Genomic DNA, 24,070 nt, shown 5'->3' with positions numbered 1-24,070 from the left:
CGGATCAGGTCCGGTCCGCGTGCCTGGCGAACCAGGTTTCCAGCAACTCGGTGACACGCTCGGGTTCTTCGTGGTGCGGCCAGTGCCTCGCGTCGAGCCAGTGCACTTCGGATTCGTCGCACAAGGCCGCACTGGGTTCGACGAGACGCGTGCTGAACGCGCCGTCCCGTCGTCCCCAGATGATCTGGGTCGGCACGTGGACCGGCCGGTCGAGTTCGGCGCGCACGGCGCGGTCGAACGTCGAGATCGTCCGGAACAGCGCGCGGTACCAGAACAAGGGCCGCTGGATCGCCCCTGACCGGCGCCAGGCGGCGCGGTGCCGGTCGACGTCGGCGGCGCTCAGCCGGGCGCCGTGTTTCAGCATCGCCGCGAGAACCGCGCCGTCACGGGCACCGAGGACCGCCTCGGCAAGGCCGGGGATCTGGAACGCAACCATGTACCAGCTCCGCAGCAGCTGGGCGGGTTTGCGGATCAGTGCCTCGGCGAAGACATGCGGATGCGGGCAGTTGACGATGGTCAGCGACCGGACCAGGTCGGGTCGTTCGATCGCCACCATCCAGGCCACCGCCCCACCCCAGTCGTGCCCGACCAGGTGCACCGGCTCCGTCCGCTGCCGTTCGATGAGCAGCACGATGTCCTTGACCAGCTCGGGCATCCGGTAGTCGGCGACCAGGCCGGGTTTGGACGACAGGCCGTAGCCTCGCTGATCCGGCGCGAGTACCCGGTAACCCCGCTCGGCGAGCGCGGTCATCTGCGGCTCGAACGTGAACCAGAGGTCGGGCCAGCCATGGAGGAACAGCGCCGCCGGACCGGTTTCGGGACCGCCGGCCTGGAGGTGGAGCGTGACGTCGTCGACGTCCACGAACTGCGGCTGGAACATGGGTGCTCCTTCAGTTGCGGATGATCCTCCGTTCCGTGGCGACGGCCACCGCACCGGCACGGCTGTCGACGCCGAGTTTGTCGTAGATGTGGACCAGATGTGTCTTCACGGTTGCTTCGGAGATGAACAGGCGCGCGGCGATCTGCCGGTTGGTCAATCCTTCCGCCACCAGCTGCACGATCTCGGTCTCACGTGGGCTCAGCGCGGGTGCCGGGGCCCGCATGTGCCCGAAGAGCCGGGCCGCCACCTGGGGTGCCATGGCGGTTTCGCCGCGTGCGGCGGCGTGGATGCCGCGGAAGAGATCCTCGGGCGGTCCCGCCTTGAGCAGGTAGCCGGTGGCGCCGGCGGCCACCGCCCTGGTGATGTCCAGTTCGGCGTCGTAGGTGGTGAGCACCAGCACCTTCGGGGGATCCGGCAGGGCGGTCAGGCGCTCGGTGGCGTCCACCCCGTCCGGGCCGTCGCCGAGCTGCAGGTCCATCAGCACGACGTCCGGCTTCTCGGCAGTGGCGAACTGCACTGCTTCGTCGGCGCCCGCGCATTCGCCGATCACGTCGAAACCGGGCTCCCCGGCGAGCAGGGCCGCGATCCCGGCCCGCACCACCGGATGGTCGTCGACGATCAGCACCCGGATCGTCATGGGACCTCCCCCGCAGGCATGGCGGACACGGTGGGCACGGCGACGGCGAGCGCGGTGCCCTCGCCCGGCGCGCTCTCGACGACCATCTCACCACCGAGTTCGGCGACCCGCTCACTGATCATCCGCAGCCCGTTCCCCCGGTCTCCGCTCGCGCGTGCGGAAGCCGGATCGAAGCCGACACCGTCGTCTCGGATGTCGAGGACGACCTTGTCGGCCAGGTAGGTCAGCGTGACGGCGGCTTCTCTCGCGCCCGCGTGTTCACTCACGTTCGCGAGTGCTCCCTGCGCGACCCTGAGCAGGCCGGCCTCCACCTGTGGTGCCAGCGGATACGGGTCTCCGCTGATCTCGAAGCGCACCGCGTGCATGGCGGCGAACCCGATCTGTTCGGCGAGGTCTTTCAAGGTCTCGCCGAGATCGGTGGCGTCGAGCCGCGGCGACCCCAGGCCTTTGACGAACCGGCGTGCCTCGCCGAGGGTGTCGCCCGCCGCGTCGACGGCGCGGGACACGTAGCCCTTCGCCAGTTCCGGGTCCGTGTCCCACGACCGCTGCGCCGCCTGGAGCAGCATCCGCATACTCGAGAGCCCCTGCGCGAGGGCGTCGTGGATCTCTCGTGCCAGCCGCTCCCGTTCGTGCATCATCCCGGCGAGGCGCTGGCTCTGCGCCAGATCGACCCTGGCACCCAAGAGTTGTTTGACGGCCTCCCCCAGCCGGAACCGGTCGCGGTGGAGTTGCAGGAAGGTCATCGTGGCCATCAGCGCGACCGCGATGGGCGCGAGCACGATGCTCGGGTCGAATTCGGTCGCGATCCTCAGCTGGGCGAGGATGGTCGCGACGGTCAGCAGGACGACCACCACGACCACGATCCGCGGGCGCAGCACCTGCAGGCCGACGAAGAACAACGGCACCGCGCACCAGGCGAAACTCGGCGCCGCCACCACCAGCGCGAGCCAGATCGCGATCACCGTGGCCAGCCACGCCGGACGCCACCGGTCGAGCACGGCCCAGCTCAGCACCCCGGCCGCGTAGACCAGCGCGAGCGCGCCGGTGAGCGCGAGGATCAGCGGTGTGCCGCCGCTCGACCCGTGCGCCGCGACGAACCTGGCCACCGACGCGGCCAGCAGCAGGAAGAACCCGGCGTGCATGGCGGCGTTCAGCCGCGTGGCCGCCCCGAAATGCGCTTTCAACTCGGTCCTCCCTTCGTCGCCGATGATCGTATGCGGGGAGGCGGGGTGTCCCGCATCAATCGTTCGGTTGATGCCGCTACCCATCACACGGCGTCCGATCGACATCCACTCTCCCGATTCGCCCGGCCCGCCCAGCCGGGAAAGTCGAAGGGGAACGAACACCCCCCACGGCAAAGGAAATCCGATGAACGCCACGCTCCCCCGCACTCGCCTCGTCCTGGGTATGACGGCCGGTCTCGCGACCGTCGCGCTCGCCACCGGCCTGGGTGCGGCGCAAGCACAGGACCGCAAGCCGCAGCCGCCCGCGGCGCAGGCCGTCGTGCAGACCGGCGTGCTCGGCATCGACGCCGCCACCCGTGCCGCGCAGGCCGCGCTGGACGCCGCAGAGAAGGAGGGGCAGCGGGTCACGGTCGCCGTGCTGGACCGCTCGGGTGACGTCCGCGTCCTGCTCAAGGGCGATGGCGCCGGACCGCAGACGGAGGAGTCCGCCAAGCGCAAGGCCTTCACCACGGTCTCCTTCGGACAGCCCACCTCGGCGCTGTCCAAGAACGCACAGGGCGACGGTCCGACCATCCGCGACATCCCCGGCACGCTCTTCCTCGCCGGTGGTGTGCCGGTCGCCGCGAACGGCGCGCCGATCGCCGGGATCGGGGTCGGCGGCGCGCCCAGCGGCGACCTCGACGAGCGGTTCGCCACGGCCGGCCTGCGCGCCATCGGGGAGCTTCGCTGAGGGTCGGTGAGCGGGCGGCCGTGACGTTGCTCGCCGCCCTCGTGCTCGGTGCCTGCTCCCCCCAGGCACCGAGCACGCCGCCCCCGCCCGCTTCATCGCAGCCCGCCTCATCCACGCCTTCTCCATCCCAGCCTTCTTCGTCCACGCCGCGGCGCCAAGGAGTCCCCGTGAGTCAGCTCTTCGAAGCCGACGTGAACCTCGTCAGGCAGGCGGTCGACGCAGGCGCCGACCTGGAGACACGGGACGATCGCGGCCGGACCCCGTTGCTCGTCGCCGTCACCGAGAACCGTGTCGAGATCGCCGAAGTCCTCGTCAAAGCGGGCGCCGACCCGGACGCGTTCGACGAGCGGCACGACACACCGTGGCTGGTCACCGGCGTCACCGGAAGCGTCCCGATGGCGAAGGTGCTGCTCGAGGCCAAGCCGGATCTGACCATCACCAACCGATTCGGCGGCGTCTCGCTGATCCCCGCCTCCGAACGCGGGCACGCCGAGTACGTGCGCTTGGTCGCGGGCAGCGGGATCGACGTCGACCAGGTGAACGACCTCGGCTGGACCGCGTTGCTGGAAGCGGTCATCCTCGGCGACGGCGGGCCGCGCCACCAGGAAGTGGTCCGAGCACTCGTCGCCGCGGGAGCGGACGTGAACCTCGCCGACAAGCAGGGCGTCACTCCCCTCGCGCACGCCAGGACCAAGGGCCAGACGACCGTCGCCGAGATCCTCCGAGAGGCGGGAGCCCACTGACCGCGGTCCGGCGCGGCGGGGGGCCCGAATGTCGCGCTAGAGACGCTGAGCGTCTCCGATGCGACATTCGGAACCCGCCCGGTTCCCCGAAGCGCCGCGCGCGACGCTGGAGCGACCGGCCCGCCCCGAAGCACCCAAGCGGCTGTGTCGCGAAAAGCCAGGCCCGAGGACCCGCCCGCGCCAGGCCCCTGACCGTGTGGATTTCGGGGCATCTGACGACCCGAAATCCACACGGTCCCGCCCTGCCAGGCCGATCAGGCCGTCGGGGGTCCTGTCGTGAAGGGGTGTGTGGAAATAGGGACACTCAACGTCCCCATTCCCACACACCTCTCACCCAGCGTCACCACACCAAGGCAGCTACTGAGGGGTAAGACCAAAATGGCGTAGCTGAGCGTCCGGTGAAGGCTTCTTCGATGGTTTCGAGGTAGGCGGGAGGCCTGCCTGGTGTGGTTCTGGACTGACTGTGGGAGCCGGCCGTGCCTTGAATGTCCACAAGGAAGACCGGCGAGTGGTGAAACGTCTGGTCGATGCCTACACGCACGGTTTTGCCGGGGGCGCAAGTGGCAAGGACGGCTATTGAGAGGTAGCGCAAGGGTGTCGGGTCGCGGGTATTCGCTCGCGACCGTGGGGCACCCAGGTGTCGCGAAAGCCACTTTCGGGACCTCAGGCGTCGCGAAGGAGGCCTTCATTTGTGTGCCTACGTCTGACCTGCGGGTGGGTCGTGAGGTGATGTCACCACCAGGCCGATGGACGTCGCGCGTGATTGAAGGCGGAACTCGCGTGTTCAAACGCGGAACTCGCGTGATTGGAGGCCGATCTCGCCCGTGACCGGGTCCGCCGTGAGTTCCGCGTCCAATCACGCGAGTTCCGCTTCCAATCACGCGTGTCACGCCTAAGGCCACACGACGACCACGGGGATCTCAGAGCGCGAGCCCCGAGTAGTGGGTAAGCAAATGCGGTGCCCCAAAAGTGGCTTTCGCGACACAACCCGACCATGGGTCCCGCGAAGGCACCGGCGCAGCGAAGGCCCCCTTCTTCGCTACCGCACCCCTGCCCCCCGACGTTGCGAAAGTGGCTTTCGCAACCCCGCCACCTTCGCCTTACCCCCTCACCACCACCCGAATCACCCCTCAAGCATTTTCTGTTATGCCAATTGACACAACTCCTAGCGCCCGACTACGGTTCAGCCGTGGAGCAGGCACGAGGACGGGGCAGGCCGCGCAAGGACCCTGCGGCGCTGGCCCGATGGACTCCTCCCGAGGGATGGTCGCGGCTGGTCGCCTGGATCTCCCCGGAAGAGAAGAAGGCGCTGAAGCATGTGGCGGTCGAAGCCGACGTTCCGGTAGCGGAGCTGATACGGGCGCTCGCCGGCGGCCTGGCCGTCGGCGCCATCACTCCGGAGGAACTCATCGGGCAAGTCGTGAAAGGGAAGACCGTCATGGAGAAGATCCCCACGCTTTTCGAGCGCGATGAGCGCTTCCACGTCGTCGACAGACCTCGCGCCGAGTGCGCGTGGGTCTTCGAAGGCGCCGGGGTCGGCACCGAGAAGCTCGACGGCACCAACGTCCGGCTGACCGTGCGCGCGGGTCAGGTGGTCCGGGTCGAGAAGCGCCGCAATCCGAGCAAGGCGCAGAAACAGCAGGGCATCGTGGACGGCTGGTACGTCGACACCGACAGTGAATCCGCCGACGACAAGTGGATCCTCGCGGCGGCGGGGAACACCGACGTCTCCGCTTGGCCGGACGGGGAACATCCGAGCGAGGCACTCGGTCCCCGCATCCAAGGCAACCCCCTTGGGCTGAAAGAACATCGGTGTGTCCCCTTCGACTTCCAGGCACCTGCCTTGCCGGAAGTACCGCGCAGCTACCACGAACTCCGGGACTTCCTCGCCACATTGGACAGCCGGTTCTCTCCGGGGCATACGGCCGAAGGCGTCGTCTTCCACCATCCGGACGGGCGCCGGGCCAAGATCAAGCGCAAGGACTTCCCCCGCACGGCGAACGCGTAGGTCCGGAGATCGCCACCTTGACGACGTCGCCGGAGGCGAGGGGACCTCACATCCGGCGGCGGTGTCTCGTCGTACCCGGGACAGCGCACGCGAACAGGGGGGCGAATCCCATGAACCAGCCATCCGAACAAGAACAAGAACAAGATCCGGGCCTGAAGGCGATCGTGAGTGAGCGGCGTCAGCTGATCGGGCTCGCGTATCGCCTGGTCGGTTCCCTGTCCGAGGCCGAGGACGTGGTGCAGGAGACCTACACCCGCTGGTACGCCTTGTCCCCCGCCCGGCGCGACGCGATCGAGTCCCCCGGTGCCTGGCTGACGACGGTCGCCAGCCGCATCTGCCTGGATCTCCTCGGTTCGGCACGCGCGCGACGGGAACGCTACGTCGGCGAATGGCTTCCCGAACCGTTGCCGGGGCGGGTCGAATGGACGACCGGACGACCTCCGGCGACCGACCCCGCCGACCGGATCACCCTCGACGAGTCGATCAACATGGCGTTTCTCGTCGTACTCGAATCGCTGACCCCGGCCGAGCGGGTCGCGTTCGTGCTGCACGACGTGTTCCGCTATGCCTTCGCCGAGGTCGCGGAGATCGTCGGCCGCACCCCGGCCGCGTGCCGTCAGCTCGCTTCCTCGGCGCGCCGTCGCATCCGGGCGACCCGGGTTTCCGCGGCCCCGGTCGACCGGCAGGCCGATCTCGTCAAGGATTTCAAGAAGGCTTGGGAGGCCAAGGACATCGAGGCGCTCATCGGTCTCCTCGATCCCGACGTCAAGGCGGTCGGCGACGGTGGCGGGCTCGTCAGTGCCGCGCTCCACCCCTTCGAGGGCCGCGAGGAGGTCGCGTCCTATCTCATGTCGGTGGCGGAGAAGACGTCCGGCCTCGAACTTCTGGAGCAGACCGTCAACGGCCGGCCCGGCCTGGTGCTCCGGCAGGCCGAGCTGACCGTCGCCGTATTCGCGTTCCACGTCGCCGAAGACCGGATCCGGCACATCTGGGGAGTACGGAATCCCGAGAAGCTCCGGCCTTGGACGGACGCGTGACCGCTACGCCGGGAGGGCGCCGAGTTGCCGCAGCTGGGTGAGGACGTCGACGACACCCCAGATCTCGGTGATCCGCCCTCCGGCGAACCGCAAGATGAAGATTTCGCCGTAGGAGACCTGCTTTCCGGTGGCGGGCAGGCCACGGAACTCACCTTGGTGGGTGCCGGTGACGGTGTTCCGGCAGACGATCTTGTCCCCGTCGGCGAGCACGTCTTCGGCCTTGACCCGAAGATCGGGGAAGGCGCGAAGCAGCACCGTCCACACTTGTTTCAGCGCCTCCGCCCCTGTCGTGTCCATCGGCACCGGCGCGTGGAACACCAGGTCCGGAGCGACGACGTCGTCGATCGTCTTCTCGATGAGCTGGACGCTGCCGGTGTTGGTCGCGTCGTGGAAACGGGCGAACGCCGCCCGATTGCGCGCTGTCTCTGTGCTGGTCATGGTCGCTCCCGTCGATCGAGGTCAGGCGAACTGGCCGACCCGGTAGTCCCCGGCGGGGTTCTGGACGATGGCGTTCAACCGGTTGAAGGCGTTGATCAGCGAGATCACGCCCACCAGCGCGGCGAGCTGGTCCTCGTCGAAATTTTTGGCGACGTTCGCCCACGCCTCATCGGTGACGACGCCGCCGTCGGCCATCCGGCAGGCCTGCTCGGCCAGCTCCAGCGCGGCCCGCTCGGGCTCGGTGAAGACGGTCGCCTCCCGCCACGCCGCGACCAGATTGATCCGCACGTCCGTCTCGCCCGCGGCGGCGGCTTCCTTGGTGTGGATGTCCAGGCACACCGCGCATCCGTTGATCTGACTCGCGCGCATCCGTACCAGCTCTTGGATCGTGAGCGGCAGCGGCGAGTCGACCAGCGCCCTGTTCGCCGAGACGAGGGCCTTGAGAAACTTGCCACCGACCGGGTTGCCGAAATAGTCGAGCCGGGCGTTCATCGCGATCTCCTTTGTCGTAAGGGGTGCTCTGCCCATCCGACGAAGCAGCCCCGCGAAATGTGAGCCCGGCGCCACTGAAACGCCGTGTGGAGGGCGGACCTGGAACGGTCTCGCCCTCCACACGGGGATACAGCCGGTCATCGCAGCACCGCCGGTTCACCTCCGCCGGCGTCACTGGGCGCGGGCTTCGGAGCGCGCAGGGTGGCCATGGCAAGGAAGCCACCCGCGATCGCGATGCCCGCGGCCCCGAGGAACGCCGCCGAGTACCCGCCGGTCAACGCGATCGGGTCACCGATCCGCCCCGCGCCGAAGGACACGCCGACCGCGGTCATCGCGGCCAGACCGAGTGCCGACCCGATCTGGTACGAGGTGTTCACGATGCCCGACGCGAGCCCGCCTTCCTCCGGCTTCGCGCTCGAGATCGCGGTGCCCAGCGACGGGATGAACGCCAGCGCCTGGCCGAGTGCCGCGACCAGCGACGCGGGCAGGACATCGACGACGAAGTTGCCGGTCGGGCTGACGAACGACAGCCACACCAGACCCGCCGCGAGCGCCCACAAGCCACCGATGATCATCTTCTTCGGCCCGAACCGGCCGATCAACCGCGGCGCGACCGCGACCATCAGCACCACGATCAGCACCGTCATCGGCAGCAACGCCGCGCCGCTGGCGAAGGCCCCGTATCCGAGGACCTGCTGCAGGTACAGGTTGAGGAAGTACCACATCGGGATCCACGCCGCGCCGAGCAGGAACTGCGCGAGGTTCGCGCCACCGAGGTTCGGCGTCCGGAAGATACCCAGCCGCACCAACGGAACTTCCCGCCTGCGCTGGATCAGCACGAACACCGCGAGCAGCGCGATACCGCCTGCCAGCGCACCCCAGGTGCCCGCCGCGGACCAGCCCGCTTCCGGTGCCCGCACGACGCCGAACACGGTCAGCCCGAGGCCGGCGGTCGCCGCGACGGCGCCGGCCAGGTCGACCGAACCACGCCGGGCGGGGGCGGACGGCATCAGCTTGCCCGTCGCCACGATCGCGACCAGGGAAATCGGGACGTAAAGCCAGAAGATCCACGGCCACGACAGCCACTCGGTGATCACGCCGCCGAGGAACACCCCGGCGGTACCACCGGCGGGAGCGGCCGCGCCGTAGAGTGCGAGCGCCTTCGTCAGCTCACGGGGACGCGCGCCGAACAGCATCATCAGCAGGGTCAGCGCGGACGGCGCGATCAGCGCCGCGCCCGCGCCCTGCAGCACCCGCCCGAGAAGTTCGACCCACGCGGTGCCCGCGACCGCGGCGACCACCGAGCCGCCGAGGGTGACCACCCAGCCCGCGGTGAACATCTTCCGCGCGCCGAACAGGTCCGACAGGCGTCCGCCGAGCAGCAGCAGCCCGGCGAGCGCGATGACGTAGGCGTTGAACACCCACGACAGATCCCCTGGGGAGAACCCGAGGTCCTGCTGCATGGCGGGTAGTGCGACGCCGATGATCGAGGTGTCCATGATGACCATGAACTGGGCCAACGCGATGAGTCCCAGCGCCCACCACCGTCGTGGGTCCGGGGTTGTCTCCGCCATGACGTCCGTCCTTTCGAGACCTAGTTACCCCTAGGGGGTATCTGACGAAGATGAACCTAGGCCTCGGGACGCAGGTGGCACAAGTACCCCTAGGGGGTATCTATGTAGTGCTGGTCACACCCCGCTCCGCGACCCGTTCGACCTTGCCGACCAGGAAGACGTACGACAGGATCCCGGCGACCGTGATCACGGTCATGTAGGCGAAGCCGGGCGCGAAGCTGTCATCGGTGACGATCAGGCCGATGACGATCGGCGTGGCGATCGACGACAGGTTCCCGATGAAGTTGAACATCCCGCCGGTCAGCCCGAGCAGCCGTCGCGGCGCCAGCGCGGAGACGAGCGACCAGGTGATCGACGCGAGACCGTTTCCGAAGAAGGCGATCGAGAGGATCACGATGACCAGCGTGGTCGAGTCGGTGAAACCGGCCCCGACCATCACGGTGCTCAGCAGCAGCCCGGCGATGATCGGGCCTTTGCGCGCCACTCCGAGCGAGGTGCCGCGCCGGACCAGGAAGTCCGACAGCACACCGGAAGCCAGCACGCCGATCAGTGCCGCGATGAACGGCAACGACGCCAGGAAGCCGGACTTGATGTAGTCCATCTCCCGGTATTCGACGAGATACGTCGGGAACCAGGTGAGGAAGAACCAGAGCGTCGAGGTCAGGCAGAACTGTCCGAAGTAGATTCCCCACAGCTTCCGGCTGCCCAGCACGGTCGCCAGATCCGCGCGCGTGATCCGCGCCCGCTCCGGCCGCTCGGTCGGCAGGTCCACCAGGCCGCCGCCGGAGCGGATCAGCTCCACCTCGGCCTCGTTGGCCCGCGAGTCGCGCGGCTCGCGGTACTTCGCGTACCAGAGCACCGCCCAGAGGATGCCGACCAGGCCGGTGGCGATGAACACCCAATGCCACGACAGCGCGGTCTGCAACCAGGACAGCACGGGCGTCAGCAGGGCAAGGCCGATGAACTGGCCCGAGGTGTAGAAACCGATCGCCGTGGCACGTTCGCGTTCCGGGAACCAGACGGTCGCGATCTTGCTGTTGATCGGATAGGCGGGCGCTTCGAAGACACCGACCATCAGCCGCAACGCGATCAGCGCCACGAACCCGCCGAACACCCCCATGAACAAGGTCGCGAGCGACCACAGGATCAGGCAGGCCGGATAGAGCAGCCGCGGCGGGATCTTGTCGACCAGCCAGCCGCCGGGAAGCTGCAACGCGGCGTACGTCCAGCCGAAGGCAGACAGGAGCAGGCCCTGTTCCGCTTTGGACAGCTCGAGTTCGCCGGCGATCGCGGGCATCGCGATCGACAGGTTCGAGCGGTCCAGATAGTTGATGACGACGGTGACGAACAGCATCACCGCGATGAGCACCCGGTACCGGGACGGACGGGTGGCGAGTCCGGTGTGGATGGAGGTGGTCATCGCGCTCACCATTCCGCGAACGAGCCGTCGGCGTGCCGCCACACCGGATTCCGCCAGCGATGTCCCTCGGCCGCCCGTTCGGCGACGTACTCCTCGTTGATCTCGATGCCGAGACCCGGCCCGCCGGGGATGGCGACCTGCCCGTCGTCGTAGGCGAACACCGACGGATCGGCCAAGTAGTCGAGGAGGTCGTTGCTCGTGTTGTAGTGGATGCCGAGGCTCTGTTCCTGGATCGTGGCGTTGTAGCAGCCCGCGTCGATCTGCAGGCAGGCCGCCAGCGCGATCGGGCCGAGCGGGCAGTGCAGGGCCAGCCCGACGTCGTAGGCCTCGGCCATGTGCGCGATCTTGCGCGCTTCGGTGATGCCGCCGCAGTGCGACGGATCCGGCTGGATGATGTCGACGGCGCCCGAGGCCAGGACAGCCTTGAAATCCCACCTCGAGTACAGCCGTTCGCCGAGCGCGATGGGGATCGGCGAATTGCGGAGGACGTCGGCGAAGCCGTCGACGTGCTCGGACAGCACCGGTTCCTCGACGAACATCAGCCGGTACGGCTCCAGTTCGCGCAGCAGGACCTTGGCCATCGGCTTGTGCACGCGACCGTGGAAGTCCACCCCGATGCCGACGTTCGGGCCCACCGCCCGGCGGACGGCGTCGACGTTGGCCACGCAGCGATCGACCTTGTCCCACGTGTCCAGATAGGACAGTTCCTCGGTACCGTTCATCTTCACCGCGCTGAACCCGCGGTCCACCACGTCACGTGCCGCGCGAGCGGTCTCGGCGGGACGGTCGCCGCCGATCCACGAGTACACCTTGATCCGATCGCGCACGCGGCCGCCGAGCAGTTCGTGGACCGGCATGCCGAGCGCCTTGCCCTTGATGTCCCACAAAGCCTGGTCGATGCCGGCCAGCGCGCTCATGTGGATACCACCGCCGCGATAGAACCCGCCACGGTAGAGGACCGTCCACAGATCCTCGATCCGCGAAGGATCCTTGCCGATCAGGTAATCGGAAAGCTCCTCCACGACGGCGGCCACGGAGGCGGCCCGGCCCTCCAGGACCGGTTCTCCCCAGCCGGTGACGCCCTCGTCGGTCTCGATCTTCAGGAACGACCAGCGGGGCGGCACCTGATATGTCGTCATTGACACGATCTTCATCGGTTTCTTCCTTAGTCCTGGTGCCAGATCTCGGAGAATTCGCGAGCACGGACGGCGACCGCGTCCGCGCTGTCACCCGGGCGGTAGAGGCAGGAACCCAGCCCCGCCCCGGCCGCACCGGCGGCGGCCCAGGCCGCCAGGTTCGTCGCGTCGACGCCGCCGACCGGCAGCAGTTCGACCTCGCGCGGCAGCACCGCGCGCCACGCCTTCATCCCCCCGATCCCGACCGCGCCGGCGGGGAACAGCTTGAGGTGCCGGGCACCCGCGGCCAGCGCGGCGAACGCTTCGGTGGGCGTGGCCACGCCGGGATACGGCGTCATGCCCGCGGCCACGGCGGCGGAGATCACCGCGGGGTCACCGTTGGGCGCCACGATCATCCGCGCGCCGGCCTCGCGCGCCCGCCCGACGTCTTCGGTGGTGAGCACGGTGCCCGCGCCGATCGCGCACCGCTCCCCGAACGCGTCGGCGAGCAGGCGGACGCTCTCGAACGGTTCCGGCGAATTCAGTGGCACTTCGATGGCGGGGAAGCCCGCGTCGAGGAGAGCACTGCCGACGCCGACGACCTCGGCCGGGGTCACTCCGCGCAGGATCGCGATCAAACCGGTCACGGCTTCACTGTCCTTTCGAGACGGTCTTCGAGCAGTCCGGCGGCCGTCGCGATCCGCCACAGCCCCCTGGCGGTGATCTCCTCGGACAGCACGGTCGCCTCCACTCCCCTTTCGGCGAGTGCGGCGGCGTAGCGACGGCAAAGTTCGCTCGCTCCGCACAGCACCACGCGGGTATCCGAGTCACACAGCAGATGGGAAACCTCGTCGGCGATCAGCACGCCCGAGAGGTAGTCCGGCAGCGACGCCGGTTCGAGTACGCCGTCGAGCACGAGCGGGCGCGCGCCGAACGCCTCGGTGGCGAGCCCTCGCGAACGCCGCCCCGCAGCCAAACCCCGCGAGAACGCCTCGTCGTCGGGGACCGGGCCGGCGGCCGTGCGGGCGAGGATGCCGTGCGTGGTCAGCAATCCGTACAGTTCGCCGGTCATCGCGGTGGCGAAGTCCGTCACGAGCCCGTTCTCGACACGGACCCATTTGCTGTGCGTACCGGGCAGCACCACCGTGAGCGGCCCGGCGGGTTCGCCGAGCGCCTCCAGCACGCCGGCCAGTTGCGTTTCCTCACCGCGGATCACGTCGCCGGGGTGCTCACCGGACGGGATCCGCAGTCCCGGCACGAGATGGAGCACGCCGTCGCGATGGGGCACCGGGACGAGCGAGGGGAAGTCCGGTTTCGCCGGGACGGTGCGATAGCCGGAGTCGGCCCAGCCCTGCGCGCTGCCGACCATGCCGGCGGCGATGGACGGCAGCCCGGGGAACGCCGTGAGCCAGTCGCCGCAGGTCTCCCGGAAGGCCGACTCGTAGGCGGCGGCCCTGGCTCGCGGGTCCCGCGGGTCCACGTCCTCGGTCGTGGTGAGCAGTCCGCGCCCGGTGTCGCGGGCGGCCAGGACCTCGCCGGTCCTGCCGAGCAGCCAGGCACGCTGACCGGAGGTCCCCCAGTCGAGCGCGATCAAGGCGGGTCCGATGTCCGTCACGAGCGACATCGTGCGGCGGCGTTCCCGATAATGCGACCGTCGTCCCTATATGTAGGATCCGGGCATGGCCGAACCAGCGCCGCCCGGCACCCAGACCCTCGCCCGCGGTCTCGCGGTGATCCGCGCCGTCGCGGGCGGCGCGACCGATCTCCGCACCCTGATCGAGCGCACGGGGCTGGGCCGCAGCACGGCGCATCGGCTCGTCCAGCTGCTGGTGAGCGAGGGCTACCTGCGCAGCGGACGGGACGGGTACACACTCGGTCCCACCCTGATCGAATTGGGTTTCCAGGCCCTGCACGGAAGTCCGCTGCCGGTGGTCGCCCGGCCGGTACTGGAGGAACTGGCCGCCCAGTTGCGGGACACGGTGCACCTCGCCGTCCGAGACGGGGATTCGGTGCTGTACCTGGACAAGCTGCCGGGTTCACGGGGCGCGGAGATGCGCTCCCGGATCGGGCACCGGATGCCCTTGACCCGCACCGGTGTCGGCATGGCGCTCCTGCTGGACTCCTCGCCGGAATGGCGGGAGCTGTACCTGGCCGAGACCCCGGCGGAACCGGGCCGGGTACACCCTGAGGACCTCGACGCGTTCCTGGCGCGGATGCGCGAGTACGCGGAGTCCGGGGTGGCGATGGACCTTGAGGACAACGAGCCGGGGATCCGCTGCGTCGCGGCGCCGATCCGGGACGCCACCGGCGCGATCGCCGGTGCCATCAGTGTGTCGGCGACCCGGCCGTACATGCCCGCCGCCCGGATGCGCGGCCTGAACCGCGTCGTCGGCCGTGCGGCACAACAGGTTTCCGCCGGCCTCGGCTACCGCGAACCCTGACAGCCGGGGTCAGACTCCCAACGCGCCCACGAGCAGCGCGCTGACGGCGTCACGGTTGGCGGGGACGTCCTCCCACCGCACCCTCCGGCCTGCTTCGACCACCACGCCGAAACCTGCGTGCACGAGCACCCTCGCCTGACGCTGATCGAGTTCCGGCCGCGCCGACCGCAGTTGCTGTTCCCAGACGGCGATGTGCTCGCGCTGCGCGCTGACCAACGGCCGCTGCAGAGCCGCGGGCAGGCCCGCCAGTTCGGCGTTGGCGACGCTGGTGAGCGCGGTGTGTTCGAAGCTGTAGGCCACATAGGTCCGCGCCAGCGCGAGCAGGGCGTCGTGCGGACCGTCGACCCCGTGAAGGTTCTGTTCCACCGCTTGGGCCAGTATCCCCGCGGCCTGGAGACAGGCGGCGGCGAGAATGTCGGCCTTGCCGGGGAAATACCGGTAGAGCGCGGACGGGACCAGCCCCACGGCTTCGGCGATCCGTCCGTTCGTGACGTTGGCGAAGCCGTCCCGTTCGAACAGCGGAATGGCGGCCGCGAGAATCTCCGAACGCCGTGTGCGTGGCACGGGCCGGGACGGCAGCTCGACGGCGCCCGCGCCCGCGACGCTCGCCGTCGGGTCGGTCGTGACCACCCGCAGGGCGGACTCCACCAGTACCTCTTCGACGCGGCGCTGGGCGATCGACGTGCGGTGCATCGTGATGGACCCGATCACCCCGAGCGCGGCCACCGCCCGCAGTCCCGGGTCGGGGAGCGGGTACTCCCGCCGCACCGCCTCGGTCACCCGGTCGACGACTCTCGCGAACTTCTCCCCCAGCGCGTGCCTGTCGTCGCTGTCGAGATACCGGGATTCCCAGCGGTACAGGCCACTCGACGCTCGGTGGGTCACCGTGCCCTGGGTGACGGCGGCGAGCACGTCCGCCAGCGGCGCGCCGGGCGGCACCTCGTCGAGGGTGGCGGCGAGCCGGTCCGCCATCACGTTCGCGCACGCGGCGAACAGCGCGTACTTGTTCGGGAAGTGCCGGTACAGGGCCGCCGCGGTGATGCCCACGTCGGCGGCGATCTCCTCCATCGAAGCCGCGTGGTACCCGTGTTCGCTGAAGATCCGACCGGCCGCGTCGACGATCAGTTGCTTGCGGTTGCGGGGCCGGACGGCCGCGGTCGAGTCGGCGCTCACCATGCGGGGAAGTCAACCACGAACCGGATCAACACCGCCCGAACCGCCCGGCGCCGACCGGCCAACGATGTGATTCTCGATTAACTTATCGCTTCTCAACCGGCGGCTTGGCATGCATACTGGCCTCGCGACCAGTACCGTTCCGACACCTGAGGATGGCCATGTCGACCGCTTCGGCTCCCGCCTCGTCCTTCCGGCACCACTGGATGGCGCACGCGGCCACGCACGCGATGACGCGACCGGACAAGCCCGCCCTGCGTCACCTCGGGGAGACGACCACCTGGGCACAGCTGTCGCAGCGGTCGTTGCGCTTGGCGGCCGCCCTCTCCGGAGAGGGTGTCGCCGAAGGCCATCGCGTGGCCACGCTGACCCTGAACCACCCGTGGTTCGTGGAAACCGTGTTCGCGGCGAACAGCCTGGGCGCCATGGCCGTCCCGCTCAGTTTCCGGCTCGCGCCCGCGGAACTCGACTACATCCTCGCCGACTGCACGCCGTCCGCCATCGTCGTCGACTCGCGGCTGCTCCCCCTGCTCGCGGCCGCGCCGAGCGCCGCGGCGATCGGGACGGTGCTCGTCGTCGGCGAGCCGGACGAGGGCCGCACGGCGTACGAGGAATTCCTGAACGCGCGGGAGCCGATGGAACTGCCCGACGTCAGCGAGGAGTCGACGGCGCTGATCATGTACACCTCGGGCACCACCGGCAGGCCGAAAGGCGTGCTGCTCTCCCATCGGAACATGCAGCTGCAGGCGCTCACCTGCATCCGGGCGATGAAGATCTTCGACGATTCCGACGTCGGTTTCCTGACCGCGCCCTTCTTCCACATCGCGGGCCTCGGTTCGATCGTGGCGAACTTCCTGGTCGGCAGCGTGGTCGTGATCCACCCGCTGGGCGCCTTCGACCCCCGAGCGGTGCTCGACGCCTACGAACGCGAGGGCGCCACCGTGGTGTTCAACGTTCCCCAGCAGTGGGACCAGATCTGCGCCCAGCCGGATATCGCCGCGCGGGACCTGAAGCTGCGGATCATCAGCTGGGGCGCCGCGCCCGCGAGCCGGGCGACCCTGCTGGCCATGGCCGAGAAGTTCCCCGGCGCGCTCAACGTCGCCGTGTTCGGCCAGACCGAAACCTCCCCGATCACCTGCGTGCTCAGCGGCGAGGATTCGGTGCGCAAGCTCGGTTCCGTCGGCAAGCCGATCCCGACCCTCCAATACCGCGTCGTGGACGACGACATGAACGACGTCGCACCGGGAGAAGTGGGCGAGATCGTTTACCGCGGCCCCACCGTGACCAAGGGCTACTGGAACAAACCGCAGGAGACCGCGGAAGCCTTCGCGGGCGGCTGGTTCCACTCCGGCGACCTGGTGACGCAGGACGAAGACGGCTTCGTCTGGGTGGTCGACCGCAAGAAGGACATGATCATCAGCGGTGGCGAGAACATCTACTGCGCCGAACTGGAGAACGCGATTTCCGCGTATCCGTCGGTACTGGAGGTCGCCGTGATCGGCAGGGCCGACGAACGCTGGGGCCAGGTGCCGGTCGCGTTCGTCACCACCCCGCCGGAGGCCGAACTGTCGCTGGGGGAACTGACCACGTTCCTCGACGGCGGGCTCGCGTCGTTCAAGCTGCCCAAGGATCTCGTGGTGGTACCCGAACTTCCCCGCAACGCGGGCGGGAAAGTACTCAAGGGCGCCCTTCGCGATCTGGACGAGAAACGAGTCTGACCTCGGCCGAAGGGGACCGATTCAGGTCGGGGCCTCCCTTGCCGACCACCGGACCGCTTCGTTATGTTAATCAGGAATCACTCATCGGACGCGACGGAAGCGTCCCGAACCTACCAAGGAAGTTAGGTAAGTAAATGAGCGATCTCAGCAGGAGGAATGTTCTGTCCCTCGGCGTCGCGTTGGGCCTCGTCGGCGCGGCGAGCGTCGCCCCCGCCTGGGGCGAGACCCGGACCGGGTCGGCCGCCGACCCTTGGTGGGTGTGGGACGACGAAATCGACCGCATCATGGCGGCGGTCCTCGAGGCCGGCCAGGTTCCGGCGGTCAACACCGCGATCGGTCCGTGGGTGGACAACAACGATCCGCTGCCCGGGGGCCTTCCCGCCGATCTGGCGGATTACCTCCAGCGCGTCACCAAGTTGCCGTCCTGGGCCGACCCCGCGAAGCTGCGTCGCGCGGCCGATTTCAACCGGCGCAAGGACACCTATCTGTTCATGCTGTACGGGCTCGGCAGCGGCATCATGAGCACGGTCATCCCGCGCGAGGCCAAATCCGTCTACTGGTCCGCGGGCGGGGCCGACATGCAGGACCGCGCCGCCAAGACCTTCACCTTCGGCTACGACCTGAGCGACCTCAACGCTTTCGAGCCCGACGGCCAGTTCGTGGTCACCGCCAACAAGACGCGGCTGGTGCACGCCGCGGTACGGCACCTGCTGCCGCAGTCGGCGCACTGGAAGGCCGTCGCGGACGAACGGATCCCGATCAGCAACGGCGACATCCTGGTCACCTTCCACAGTCTCGGCACCTTCGTGCACCAGAAGCTGCGCGATTGGAAGGTCCCGATGTCGGCCGCGGACGAGGCCGCCTTCCTCCACATGTGGCAGGTCGCGATCCATCTGCTCGGCGTGCGGGAGGAGTTCATCCCGCAGACGTGGGCCGCCGCGCACGCGCAGTCGGCGCAGGTGCTCACCCCGATCCTTGCCCCGTCGCACGAGGGCAAGGAACTCGCCGAAGACCTGCTCGGATTGACCGCACAGGTCGATTTGGGCGTCACGCGCGGATTCCTCAACGAGTTCGTGCGGTACGTGCTGAGCGACGCGATCGGCGACTGGCTCGGACTGCGCCGCGACTACGCTTCCGCCGCCCTCATCCGCACCGCGTGGCCCGCGTACATCGCGTTCCGGGAAGGGCTGATCCCCGTCATACCCGCGGGCTTCTACATGTTCGACCAACTGGTGCGCGCGCTGGCGATGCTGTTCCTCAACAAGGGGACCTCACCGACGACGACCCGCATCACGATCCCCACCGGGAACCGGCCAGGAGCCTGAACCCGGTCTCACCGGCATGACACTCGCACGTCGCGGAATTCTTCTTCGCATGACATTTTCGAGAAAGCGACCCGAGGAGGCCGTCACCTCTCAGTAGTTTCCACGACGCGCGCCCGGCCGCGGTCCCGCTATATCTGGGAAACCGTTCCATCCTCGGAACGGTTCTCCCGAGAGGACAAGCGCAATGAAGCGTGGACCACAGTGGACCGCCGCGGTCGTCGGCGCGGTGACCGCACTACTGGTGTCGGTACCGGCCGCCGCCGGGGAAAGTCCTTACGCCCGCGGCCCTGAGCCGACCACGGCCACGATCGAAGCGGACCGCGGATCGTTCGAGATCGCCACCGAGAAGGTCCCGGCCGGACAGGGTTTCGGCGCCGGGACGATCCACTATCCGACGGACACCCGCCAGGGCACGTTCGGCGCGATCGCGATCGCCCCCGGCTTCCTGGAATCCGAGGCGGCGATCGCGTGGTACGGCCCGCGCCTGGCCTCCCAGGGTTTCGTCGTCATCACGTTCTCGACGAAGAGCACCTGGGACACTCCGGACAACCGGTCCGAGCAGCTGCTCGCGGCACTGCGTTACGTCACCGACACGAGTCAGGCCAAGAGCCGCGTCGACCGGGACAGGCTCGCCGTCATGGGACACTCGATGGGCGGCGGTGGTGCCTTGATCGCGTCACAGAAGGCACCGGCGTTGAAGGCGGCGATCCCATTGACGGGCTGGAACCCGAACACGACGTTCTCCGATCTGAAAGTCCCCACCTTCGTCGTCAGTGCGCAGAACGACTTCATCGCGCCGGACGGCACCTATTCCCGCCCCTTTTACCAAAGCCTCCCCGAGTCGTTGGACAAGGCGTACGTGCTTTTGGCCGGGGCAGGCCATCTGGTGCCGACGAAACCGAACGTGACCATCGCGAAGTACAGCATCTCGTGGCTGAAACGCTTCGTGGACGAAGACACCAGGTACGACCGGTTCCTGTGCCCGCTTCCGGCGAACGATCCGAAGATCGCCGTGTACCGGGGAACTTGCCCGATCGGCTGATCACCGCGTCCTACGGGCGGCGTCTCGCTGCTCGACCCAGACGGCCAGCTGCGTCCGGTTGGCGAAGTCGAGCTTGTGCGCGATGTGCTGCAGATGTGTCTCCACCGTGCGCCGCGCGATGACCAGTCGCGCGGCGATCTCCCGGTTGCTCAGCCCCGCCGCGACCAGCCGCGCGATCTCCGACTCGCGCGGTGTCAGCGGCGGGAGACCGTCGGACGGGACTTCCGGGCGTGCCTGCGGGCCCGCCAGGGCATCGTGCGGATTCCGCCGGCGTCCTCCGGCGAACGCGGCGTCGAACTTCTCGGCTCCCAAGGCTTTCCGGGTGGCCTCGGAGAACGTCGTGTGGGTCGCGGTGACGGCCACGTCGGGCACGGCGTTGCAGCGGTCCCAGAGCGTGGCGGCGGTGCCGAACAGCTCCGCCGCCCGGACCCATTCCCCGCGCCGCGCGGAAACCCAGGCCAGACCGTCCACCCGGTACGCCGCGGACAGCACGTCGGACGTGCGGAGGTCGATCTCCAGCGCGGAACGGATGAAGCGTTCGCCGTCGTCGAGGTCGCCGCCGAAGCAGACCTCGGCGACCCCCATACCGAACAGGGCCATGGAGCGATACCGGAACTCCCCCGCTTCCTCGCACAGCAGGCGCATCGAACCCAGCAACGCCCGCGCTCCCGGAAGGTCGCCCCGGTAAGCCAGTGCGACCCCTTGAAGGAACATCGGGTGCATCTGGCGCCGTACATCCCCTCGCTCATCGAAGATCCGCACGGCCTCCGCCGCTTGAGTCATCGAGTCCGGCTCGATGGACAGCATCCGCACGAAGGCACGCGCGTGGGCGACGTACGGCAAGGCTTCATCGTCCTCGATCGCCTCGGCGGCGATCAGCCGCCGCCTGGCACGCGGCAGATCCGCGTGCAGCGCGGCGCAAAGGGCCGCGATCGCCAGGCCACGGGCCCGGCCCCGGGTATCCGGTGAGACCGCGTCGAGTGCCCGATCGATCCAGTCACGCAGTTCCCAGGCCGCGCCGCGGGCCACCCAGTACTCGATCACGCCGGTGGCCATCTCCAGCGCCACCGGGCCTTCCCCGGGGGCGCGGAGCGACCAAGACAGCGCCTCGCGGATGTCGGCGTGCGCCGCGATCAGGCGCTCGTACGCCTCGTCCTGCCCCGGTCCGAACCAGGTGTCGGCGGCCTGTTCGATCAGCCGGGCGTAGTGATCACGATGCTTCCTCGCGATGGCGAGCTCGTCACCGGAATCGGCGAGCCGCCCGCCGCCGTATTCACGGATGAGCCGGAGCATCCGGTAATGCACCCTGTCCGTGCCGTCGATGCGGGCGAGCACCGATTTGTCGACCAGGCCGTCCACCGCGTCGAGCACGGCCATGGCGTCCAGCCCGCCGTCTCCGGTACAGACGTCCTCGGCCGCGGACAGGTCGAACTGCCCGGCGAACACCGAACAGCGCGCCCAGACGATCCGCTCGGTCGCGGTACACAGGGAGTGGCTCCAGTCGAGGGTGGCGCGCAGCGTCCGATGCCGCTCGACGGGCGCCCGGAGACCGGTGGCCAGTACACCCGGGTCGTTCTCGACCCGGTCCGCGATCTGCGACGGCGACAGGACGCGGATCCGGGCGGCCGCGAGCTCGATCGCCAGCGGCAGGCCGTCGAGCCGACGGCACAGGCGTACGACGTCCGCGACGTTGTTTTCGGTGACCTCGAACGAGGGCACGACGACGGCGGCACGCTCCGCGAACAGCCGCACCGCGCCGAACGTGAGTGCCTCCTGGGATGTCGTGTTCTGTTCGTGGGGTACGGCCAGGGGCGGGATCGACAGGACGTGCTCGCCGGGGACCCCCAGCGAGCAACGGCTGGTGGCCAGGACCACGAGATCCGGACAGTCACGCAGTAACGCCGTCACCAGGTCGGCGCTTCCGGCGAGGAGATGTTCGCAGTTGTCCAGCACCAGCAACGACCGCCGGGGACGCAGGTACGACACCACCGCCTCCAGGTCGGTCCGCCCCGCCGTGTCGTGCAGGCCCAGGCCGTCGGCGACCGTGCGCGCGACAAGCCGTTCGTCCCGCAACTCCCCCAATCCGGCGACCGCCACGCCACCCGGGAAGGCTCGGGTGAGCGAACTGGCCACCTGAGCGGCCAACCGTGTCTTGCCCACGCCGCCCACCCCGGTCAAGGTGACCGAACGTCCCGCGCCGAGCAGCCGTCGTACCTCGTTCTCGTCGTCCGCGCGGCCGACATAACTCGTCAGTGGCCGCCGGTGGACCTCACTTCCGCTCGCCATGGACCTCCTCACCCGTGGTCTCATATCGAAGCATGTCCGCCGCACGGGCGGATCCCGGAACGAGCGGTCACTGTGGGCTGTTCACACCACAGCCCGGGCTCTCCCGCATAGTGTCCGCGCACGCGGCGACGACATGAGACGGGTGGGCACGCCATGACCGGACGGCTGGACGTCGCCAAGGAGCAGGTCGAACGCGTACTCGGCCCGAAGGTCGCGAAACGACTCGGCGCGTTCGACGACGGGACCCTCTATGTCTCGGCAAGCGAATGGGCGGAACTGGCGGCCTGGTTCGTGGACTTCGCCGTCTATCTGCTGAGCGCGGTGATCGGTTTCGTCGTGTTCGCGGTGGCCACCCGCGACAGCGCGGTGCCCGACGAGGCGGCGCTCCTGACACTGCTCGGTCTGCTGATCGCCGTTCCGGTGCTTTATGGCCTGTTCTTCGGCGATGGCCGCCTTCTCGGCGCCGCCCTCACCGGGACCCGGCTCGTCCGGATCAAGGACGGCGGCCGGATCGGCGCGGCGGCCTGCTGGGCCATGCTCGTGCGCACGGTGCTGGCCCCCCTCATGCTCGTCGCGATGGTGATGACCGGACTGGGCGCCGGCTCGGTCAGGAGGATCAGCATCGACGACGAAGCCACCCGTCGGCTCCACGCGGCAGGGTTCCCGCGCCTGGTCCGGTCGAACTGAACGGCTAGCCCAAACGCCGCAAGAACACCAAGCCGCGCACACCTCGACCACGACGAACAGGTCAAAACTCAAGCTAGCGGACGCGCTCGTCCCATTCCGGCGCGTCGACGAAGTGGACGTCATACCGTTCGTGAATGCGCTCGACCTCCTCCGGTGCGACGTTCCCCCGCAGGATCTCGGGCAGGACACGGAAATAGCCGAACCGTTCGACGCCGGGCGCCAGCGTGATGAGGACGTCCGCGGCGACGTCCGGCGGCGCGGCGAACGCGTGACGGACACCCGGCGGGACCACCACGTAGCCACCCCGCTCGACCGTGAGCGTCTCGGCGCCCACCAGCATCCGCAACGCTCCCTCCAGCACGTAGAAGGCTTCGGCGGATTTCTTGTGATAGTGCGGTTTCGTGCCGGGTTCGCCGGCGCGCAGGGACAATCGGTTCGCGCCGAGGAACCCGCCCGTGTGCTCGCCGTCGGCCAGCAACCACAACGCGGGCTTCTCGATGACCTCCGCGTCCTTCTCCTGCATGACCCAGGCTTCGTTCACCATCGCGCTCGCCCCCATCTAGTTGAAGTCTTCAACCAAAGCTAGACCAAAGTGATTGAAGGCGTCAACTGTTACGGTGTGGCCGTGACCAACTGGCTCGACACGGAACAGCAGCGTGACTGGCGGGCGTTCATCGAAGGATCGGTGCGCTTCATCGACCTGCTCGACCGGCGGCTGCGCGAGGAGCACGGGCTTTCCCTGGCGGAGTTCGAACTCCTGGTGCGACTGTCCGAAGCAACCGACAGGTCGATGCGCATGGCGGACCTCGCGAAATCGGCGTACTACTCGCGCAGCCGGCTCTCGCATCGCGTCAACGGACTGGAGACCCGCGGCCTCGTCCAGCGGGAATCGACCGCCGACGACGGCCGTGGCGTGCGCGCCCGGCTCACCGACGAAGGCCACGAGACCCTGCGCCGCGCGGCACCGGACAACCTCCGCACGGTCCGCGAACACTTCGTGGACGTGATCGCGCCGGAAGACCTCCAGGCCGTCGGCCGCGCCATGCGCGCCGTCGCCGGCCGGCTCGATCAGTGACGCGAGGCTGCGAAGTCCCCTCAACTCCTTCCCGCCTGCCCCGCCTCCGGAGCCACCCAAGCCGT

General features: G+C 68.8%; 23 protein-coding genes. 10 read left to right on the top strand and 13 right to left on the bottom strand.

Annotated elements, in window-relative coordinates; translation table 11 throughout:
* Window positions 1–4: 4 nt before the first annotated feature.
* From DL990_RS25115 to DL990_RS25105, 3 genes are read right to left on the bottom strand one after another with little or no spacing between them, the layout of a single operon-like run.
* Window positions 5–880, bottom strand: coding sequence for an alpha/beta fold hydrolase (locus DL990_RS25115; RefSeq protein ID WP_125800093.1), 876 nt, complete (start codon window positions 878–880; stop codon window positions 5–7).
* A gap of 10 nt (window positions 881–890) precedes the next feature.
* The gene (locus tag DL990_RS25110) at window positions 891–1,517 is read right to left on the bottom strand and encodes a response regulator transcription factor (protein WP_125800092.1); all 627 of its coding nucleotides are present in this window, start codon (window positions 1,515–1,517) and stop codon (window positions 891–893) included.
* Window positions 1,514–2,701 carry a sensor histidine kinase gene (locus tag DL990_RS25105; RefSeq protein ID WP_125800091.1) on the bottom strand — a complete coding sequence of 396 codons (1,188 nt, stop codon included), beginning with the start codon at window positions 2,699–2,701 and terminating at the stop codon, window positions 1,514–1,516. Before DL990_RS25105 ends, DL990_RS25110 begins: the two co-directional genes overlap by 4 nt.
* A 184-nt stretch (window positions 2,702–2,885) precedes the next feature.
* Here DL990_RS25105 and DL990_RS25100 point away from each other — a divergent pair, with 184 nt between their 5' ends.
* The 4 genes from DL990_RS25100 to sigJ all read left to right on the top strand — a co-directional run bounded on the left by DL990_RS25100 (window position 2,886) and on the right by sigJ (window position 7,219).
* Window positions 2,886–3,431: a heme-binding protein gene (locus DL990_RS25100; protein ID WP_125800090.1), complete on the top strand. Its 546-nt coding sequence runs from the start codon at window positions 2,886–2,888 to the stop codon at window positions 3,429–3,431.
* Window positions 3,432–3,598: 167 nt separating this feature from the next.
* Window positions 3,599–4,174 carry an ankyrin repeat domain-containing protein gene (locus DL990_RS25095; protein ID WP_125800089.1) on the top strand — a complete coding sequence of 192 codons (576 nt, stop codon included), beginning with the start codon at window positions 3,599–3,601 and terminating at the stop codon, window positions 4,172–4,174.
* A 1,189-nt stretch (window positions 4,175–5,363) separates the two neighbouring features.
* Complete coding sequence (locus DL990_RS25090) at window positions 5,364–6,182, top strand: hypothetical protein (protein ID WP_233620561.1); 819 nt, start codon at window positions 5,364–5,366, stop codon at window positions 6,180–6,182.
* 110 nt (window positions 6,183–6,292) lie between these two features.
* The gene (sigJ, locus tag DL990_RS25085; protein ID WP_125800088.1) at window positions 6,293–7,219 is read left to right on the top strand and encodes an RNA polymerase sigma factor SigJ; all 927 of its coding nucleotides are present in this window, start codon (window positions 6,293–6,295) and stop codon (window positions 7,217–7,219) included.
* A 3-nt stretch (window positions 7,220–7,222) separates the two neighbouring features.
* On the opposite strand, the gene DL990_RS25080 is transcribed toward sigJ, so the two are convergent.
* The 7 genes from DL990_RS25080 to DL990_RS25050 form a co-directional block, all read right to left on the bottom strand.
* Complete coding sequence (locus DL990_RS25080) at window positions 7,223–7,657, bottom strand: ester cyclase (protein ID WP_125789178.1); 435 nt, start codon at window positions 7,655–7,657, stop codon at window positions 7,223–7,225.
* A 21-nt stretch (window positions 7,658–7,678) separates the two neighbouring features.
* Window positions 7,679–8,149, bottom strand: a complete 471-nt coding sequence (locus DL990_RS25075) for a carboxymuconolactone decarboxylase family protein (RefSeq protein ID WP_125800087.1) — start codon at window positions 8,147–8,149, stop codon at window positions 7,679–7,681.
* A 137-nt stretch (window positions 8,150–8,286) separates the two neighbouring features.
* Window positions 8,287–9,723 (bottom strand): MFS transporter, encoded by a 1,437-nt coding sequence (locus DL990_RS25070; protein ID WP_125789176.1) that lies wholly within the window; start codon window positions 9,721–9,723, stop codon window positions 8,287–8,289.
* 100 nt (window positions 9,724–9,823) lie between these two features.
* Window positions 9,824–11,143 carry an MFS transporter gene (locus DL990_RS25065; protein ID WP_199746582.1) on the bottom strand — a complete coding sequence of 440 codons (1,320 nt, stop codon included), beginning with the start codon at window positions 11,141–11,143 and terminating at the stop codon, window positions 9,824–9,826.
* Window positions 11,144–11,148: 5 nt separating this feature from the next.
* On the bottom strand, window positions 11,149–12,297 hold the full coding sequence (gene dgoD / locus DL990_RS25060) for a galactonate dehydratase (RefSeq protein WP_125789174.1): 1,149 nt from the start codon (window positions 12,295–12,297) through the stop codon (window positions 11,149–11,151).
* Window positions 12,298–12,308: 11 nt separating this feature from the next.
* Complete coding sequence (locus DL990_RS25055; RefSeq protein WP_125800085.1) at window positions 12,309–12,905, bottom strand: 2-dehydro-3-deoxy-6-phosphogalactonate aldolase; 597 nt, start codon at window positions 12,903–12,905, stop codon at window positions 12,309–12,311.
* The gene (locus DL990_RS25050) at window positions 12,902–13,882 is read right to left on the bottom strand and encodes a 2-dehydro-3-deoxygalactonokinase (RefSeq protein ID WP_125800084.1); all 981 of its coding nucleotides are present in this window, start codon (window positions 13,880–13,882) and stop codon (window positions 12,902–12,904) included. The genes DL990_RS25055 and DL990_RS25050 overlap by 4 nt, the downstream gene beginning before the upstream one ends.
* Before the next feature lie 55 nt (window positions 13,883–13,937).
* On the opposite strand from DL990_RS25050, the gene DL990_RS25045 reads away from it, so the two are divergent.
* Window positions 13,938–14,699: an IclR family transcriptional regulator gene (locus tag DL990_RS25045; protein ID WP_125800083.1), complete on the top strand. Its 762-nt coding sequence runs from the start codon at window positions 13,938–13,940 to the stop codon at window positions 14,697–14,699.
* Between the two features lie 9 nt (window positions 14,700–14,708).
* On the opposite strand, the gene DL990_RS25040 is transcribed toward DL990_RS25045, so the two are convergent.
* Window positions 14,709–15,875: a TetR/AcrR family transcriptional regulator gene (locus tag DL990_RS25040; protein ID WP_370309106.1), complete on the bottom strand. Its 1,167-nt coding sequence runs from the start codon at window positions 15,873–15,875 to the stop codon at window positions 14,709–14,711.
* Window positions 15,876–16,033: 158 nt separating this feature from the next.
* Here DL990_RS25040 and DL990_RS25035 point away from each other — a divergent pair, with 158 nt between their 5' ends.
* The 3 genes from DL990_RS25035 to DL990_RS25025 all read left to right on the top strand — a co-directional run bounded on the left by DL990_RS25035 (window position 16,034) and on the right by DL990_RS25025 (window position 19,957).
* The gene (locus tag DL990_RS25035; RefSeq protein ID WP_125800082.1) at window positions 16,034–17,590 is read left to right on the top strand and encodes a long-chain-fatty-acid--CoA ligase; all 1,557 of its coding nucleotides are present in this window, start codon (window positions 16,034–16,036) and stop codon (window positions 17,588–17,590) included.
* Window positions 17,591–17,724: 134 nt separating this feature from the next.
* A complete protein-coding gene (locus tag DL990_RS25030; RefSeq protein ID WP_125789169.1) occupies window positions 17,725–18,915 on the top strand; it encodes an oxygenase MpaB family protein in 1,191 nt (396 codons plus the stop codon).
* A 184-nt stretch (window positions 18,916–19,099) separates the two neighbouring features.
* Window positions 19,100–19,957 carry a dienelactone hydrolase family protein gene (locus DL990_RS25025; protein WP_125800081.1) on the top strand — a complete coding sequence of 286 codons (858 nt, stop codon included), beginning with the start codon at window positions 19,100–19,102 and terminating at the stop codon, window positions 19,955–19,957.
* On the opposite strand, the gene DL990_RS25020 is transcribed toward DL990_RS25025, so the two are convergent.
* Window positions 19,958–22,243 carry a LuxR C-terminal-related transcriptional regulator gene (locus DL990_RS25020; RefSeq protein WP_125800080.1) on the bottom strand — a complete coding sequence of 762 codons (2,286 nt, stop codon included), beginning with the start codon at window positions 22,241–22,243 and terminating at the stop codon, window positions 19,958–19,960.
* A gap of 153 nt (window positions 22,244–22,396) precedes the next feature.
* On the opposite strand from DL990_RS25020, the gene DL990_RS25015 reads away from it, so the two are divergent.
* Window positions 22,397–22,930 carry a hypothetical protein gene (locus DL990_RS25015; RefSeq protein ID WP_125800079.1) on the top strand — a complete coding sequence of 178 codons (534 nt, stop codon included), beginning with the start codon at window positions 22,397–22,399 and terminating at the stop codon, window positions 22,928–22,930.
* Between the two features lie 73 nt (window positions 22,931–23,003).
* Here DL990_RS25015 and DL990_RS25010 read toward each other — a convergent pair whose 3' ends face one another.
* A complete protein-coding gene (locus DL990_RS25010) occupies window positions 23,004–23,474 on the bottom strand; it encodes a cupin domain-containing protein (RefSeq protein WP_125800078.1) in 471 nt (156 codons plus the stop codon).
* Between the two features lie 81 nt (window positions 23,475–23,555).
* On the opposite strand from DL990_RS25010, the gene DL990_RS25005 reads away from it, so the two are divergent.
* The gene (locus DL990_RS25005) at window positions 23,556–24,005 is read left to right on the top strand and encodes a MarR family winged helix-turn-helix transcriptional regulator (RefSeq protein WP_125800077.1); all 450 of its coding nucleotides are present in this window, start codon (window positions 23,556–23,558) and stop codon (window positions 24,003–24,005) included.
* Window positions 24,006–24,070 lie beyond the last annotated feature (65 nt).

The sequence above is a fragment of the Amycolatopsis sp. WAC 01416 genome (assembly GCF_003947485.1).
In the GTDB taxonomy this organism is placed as follows: Bacteria; Actinomycetota; Actinomycetes; order Mycobacteriales; family Pseudonocardiaceae; genus Amycolatopsis.
Note: the sequence above shows the minus strand (reverse complement) of the source record. Positions and strands in the feature narration are given on the sequence as shown.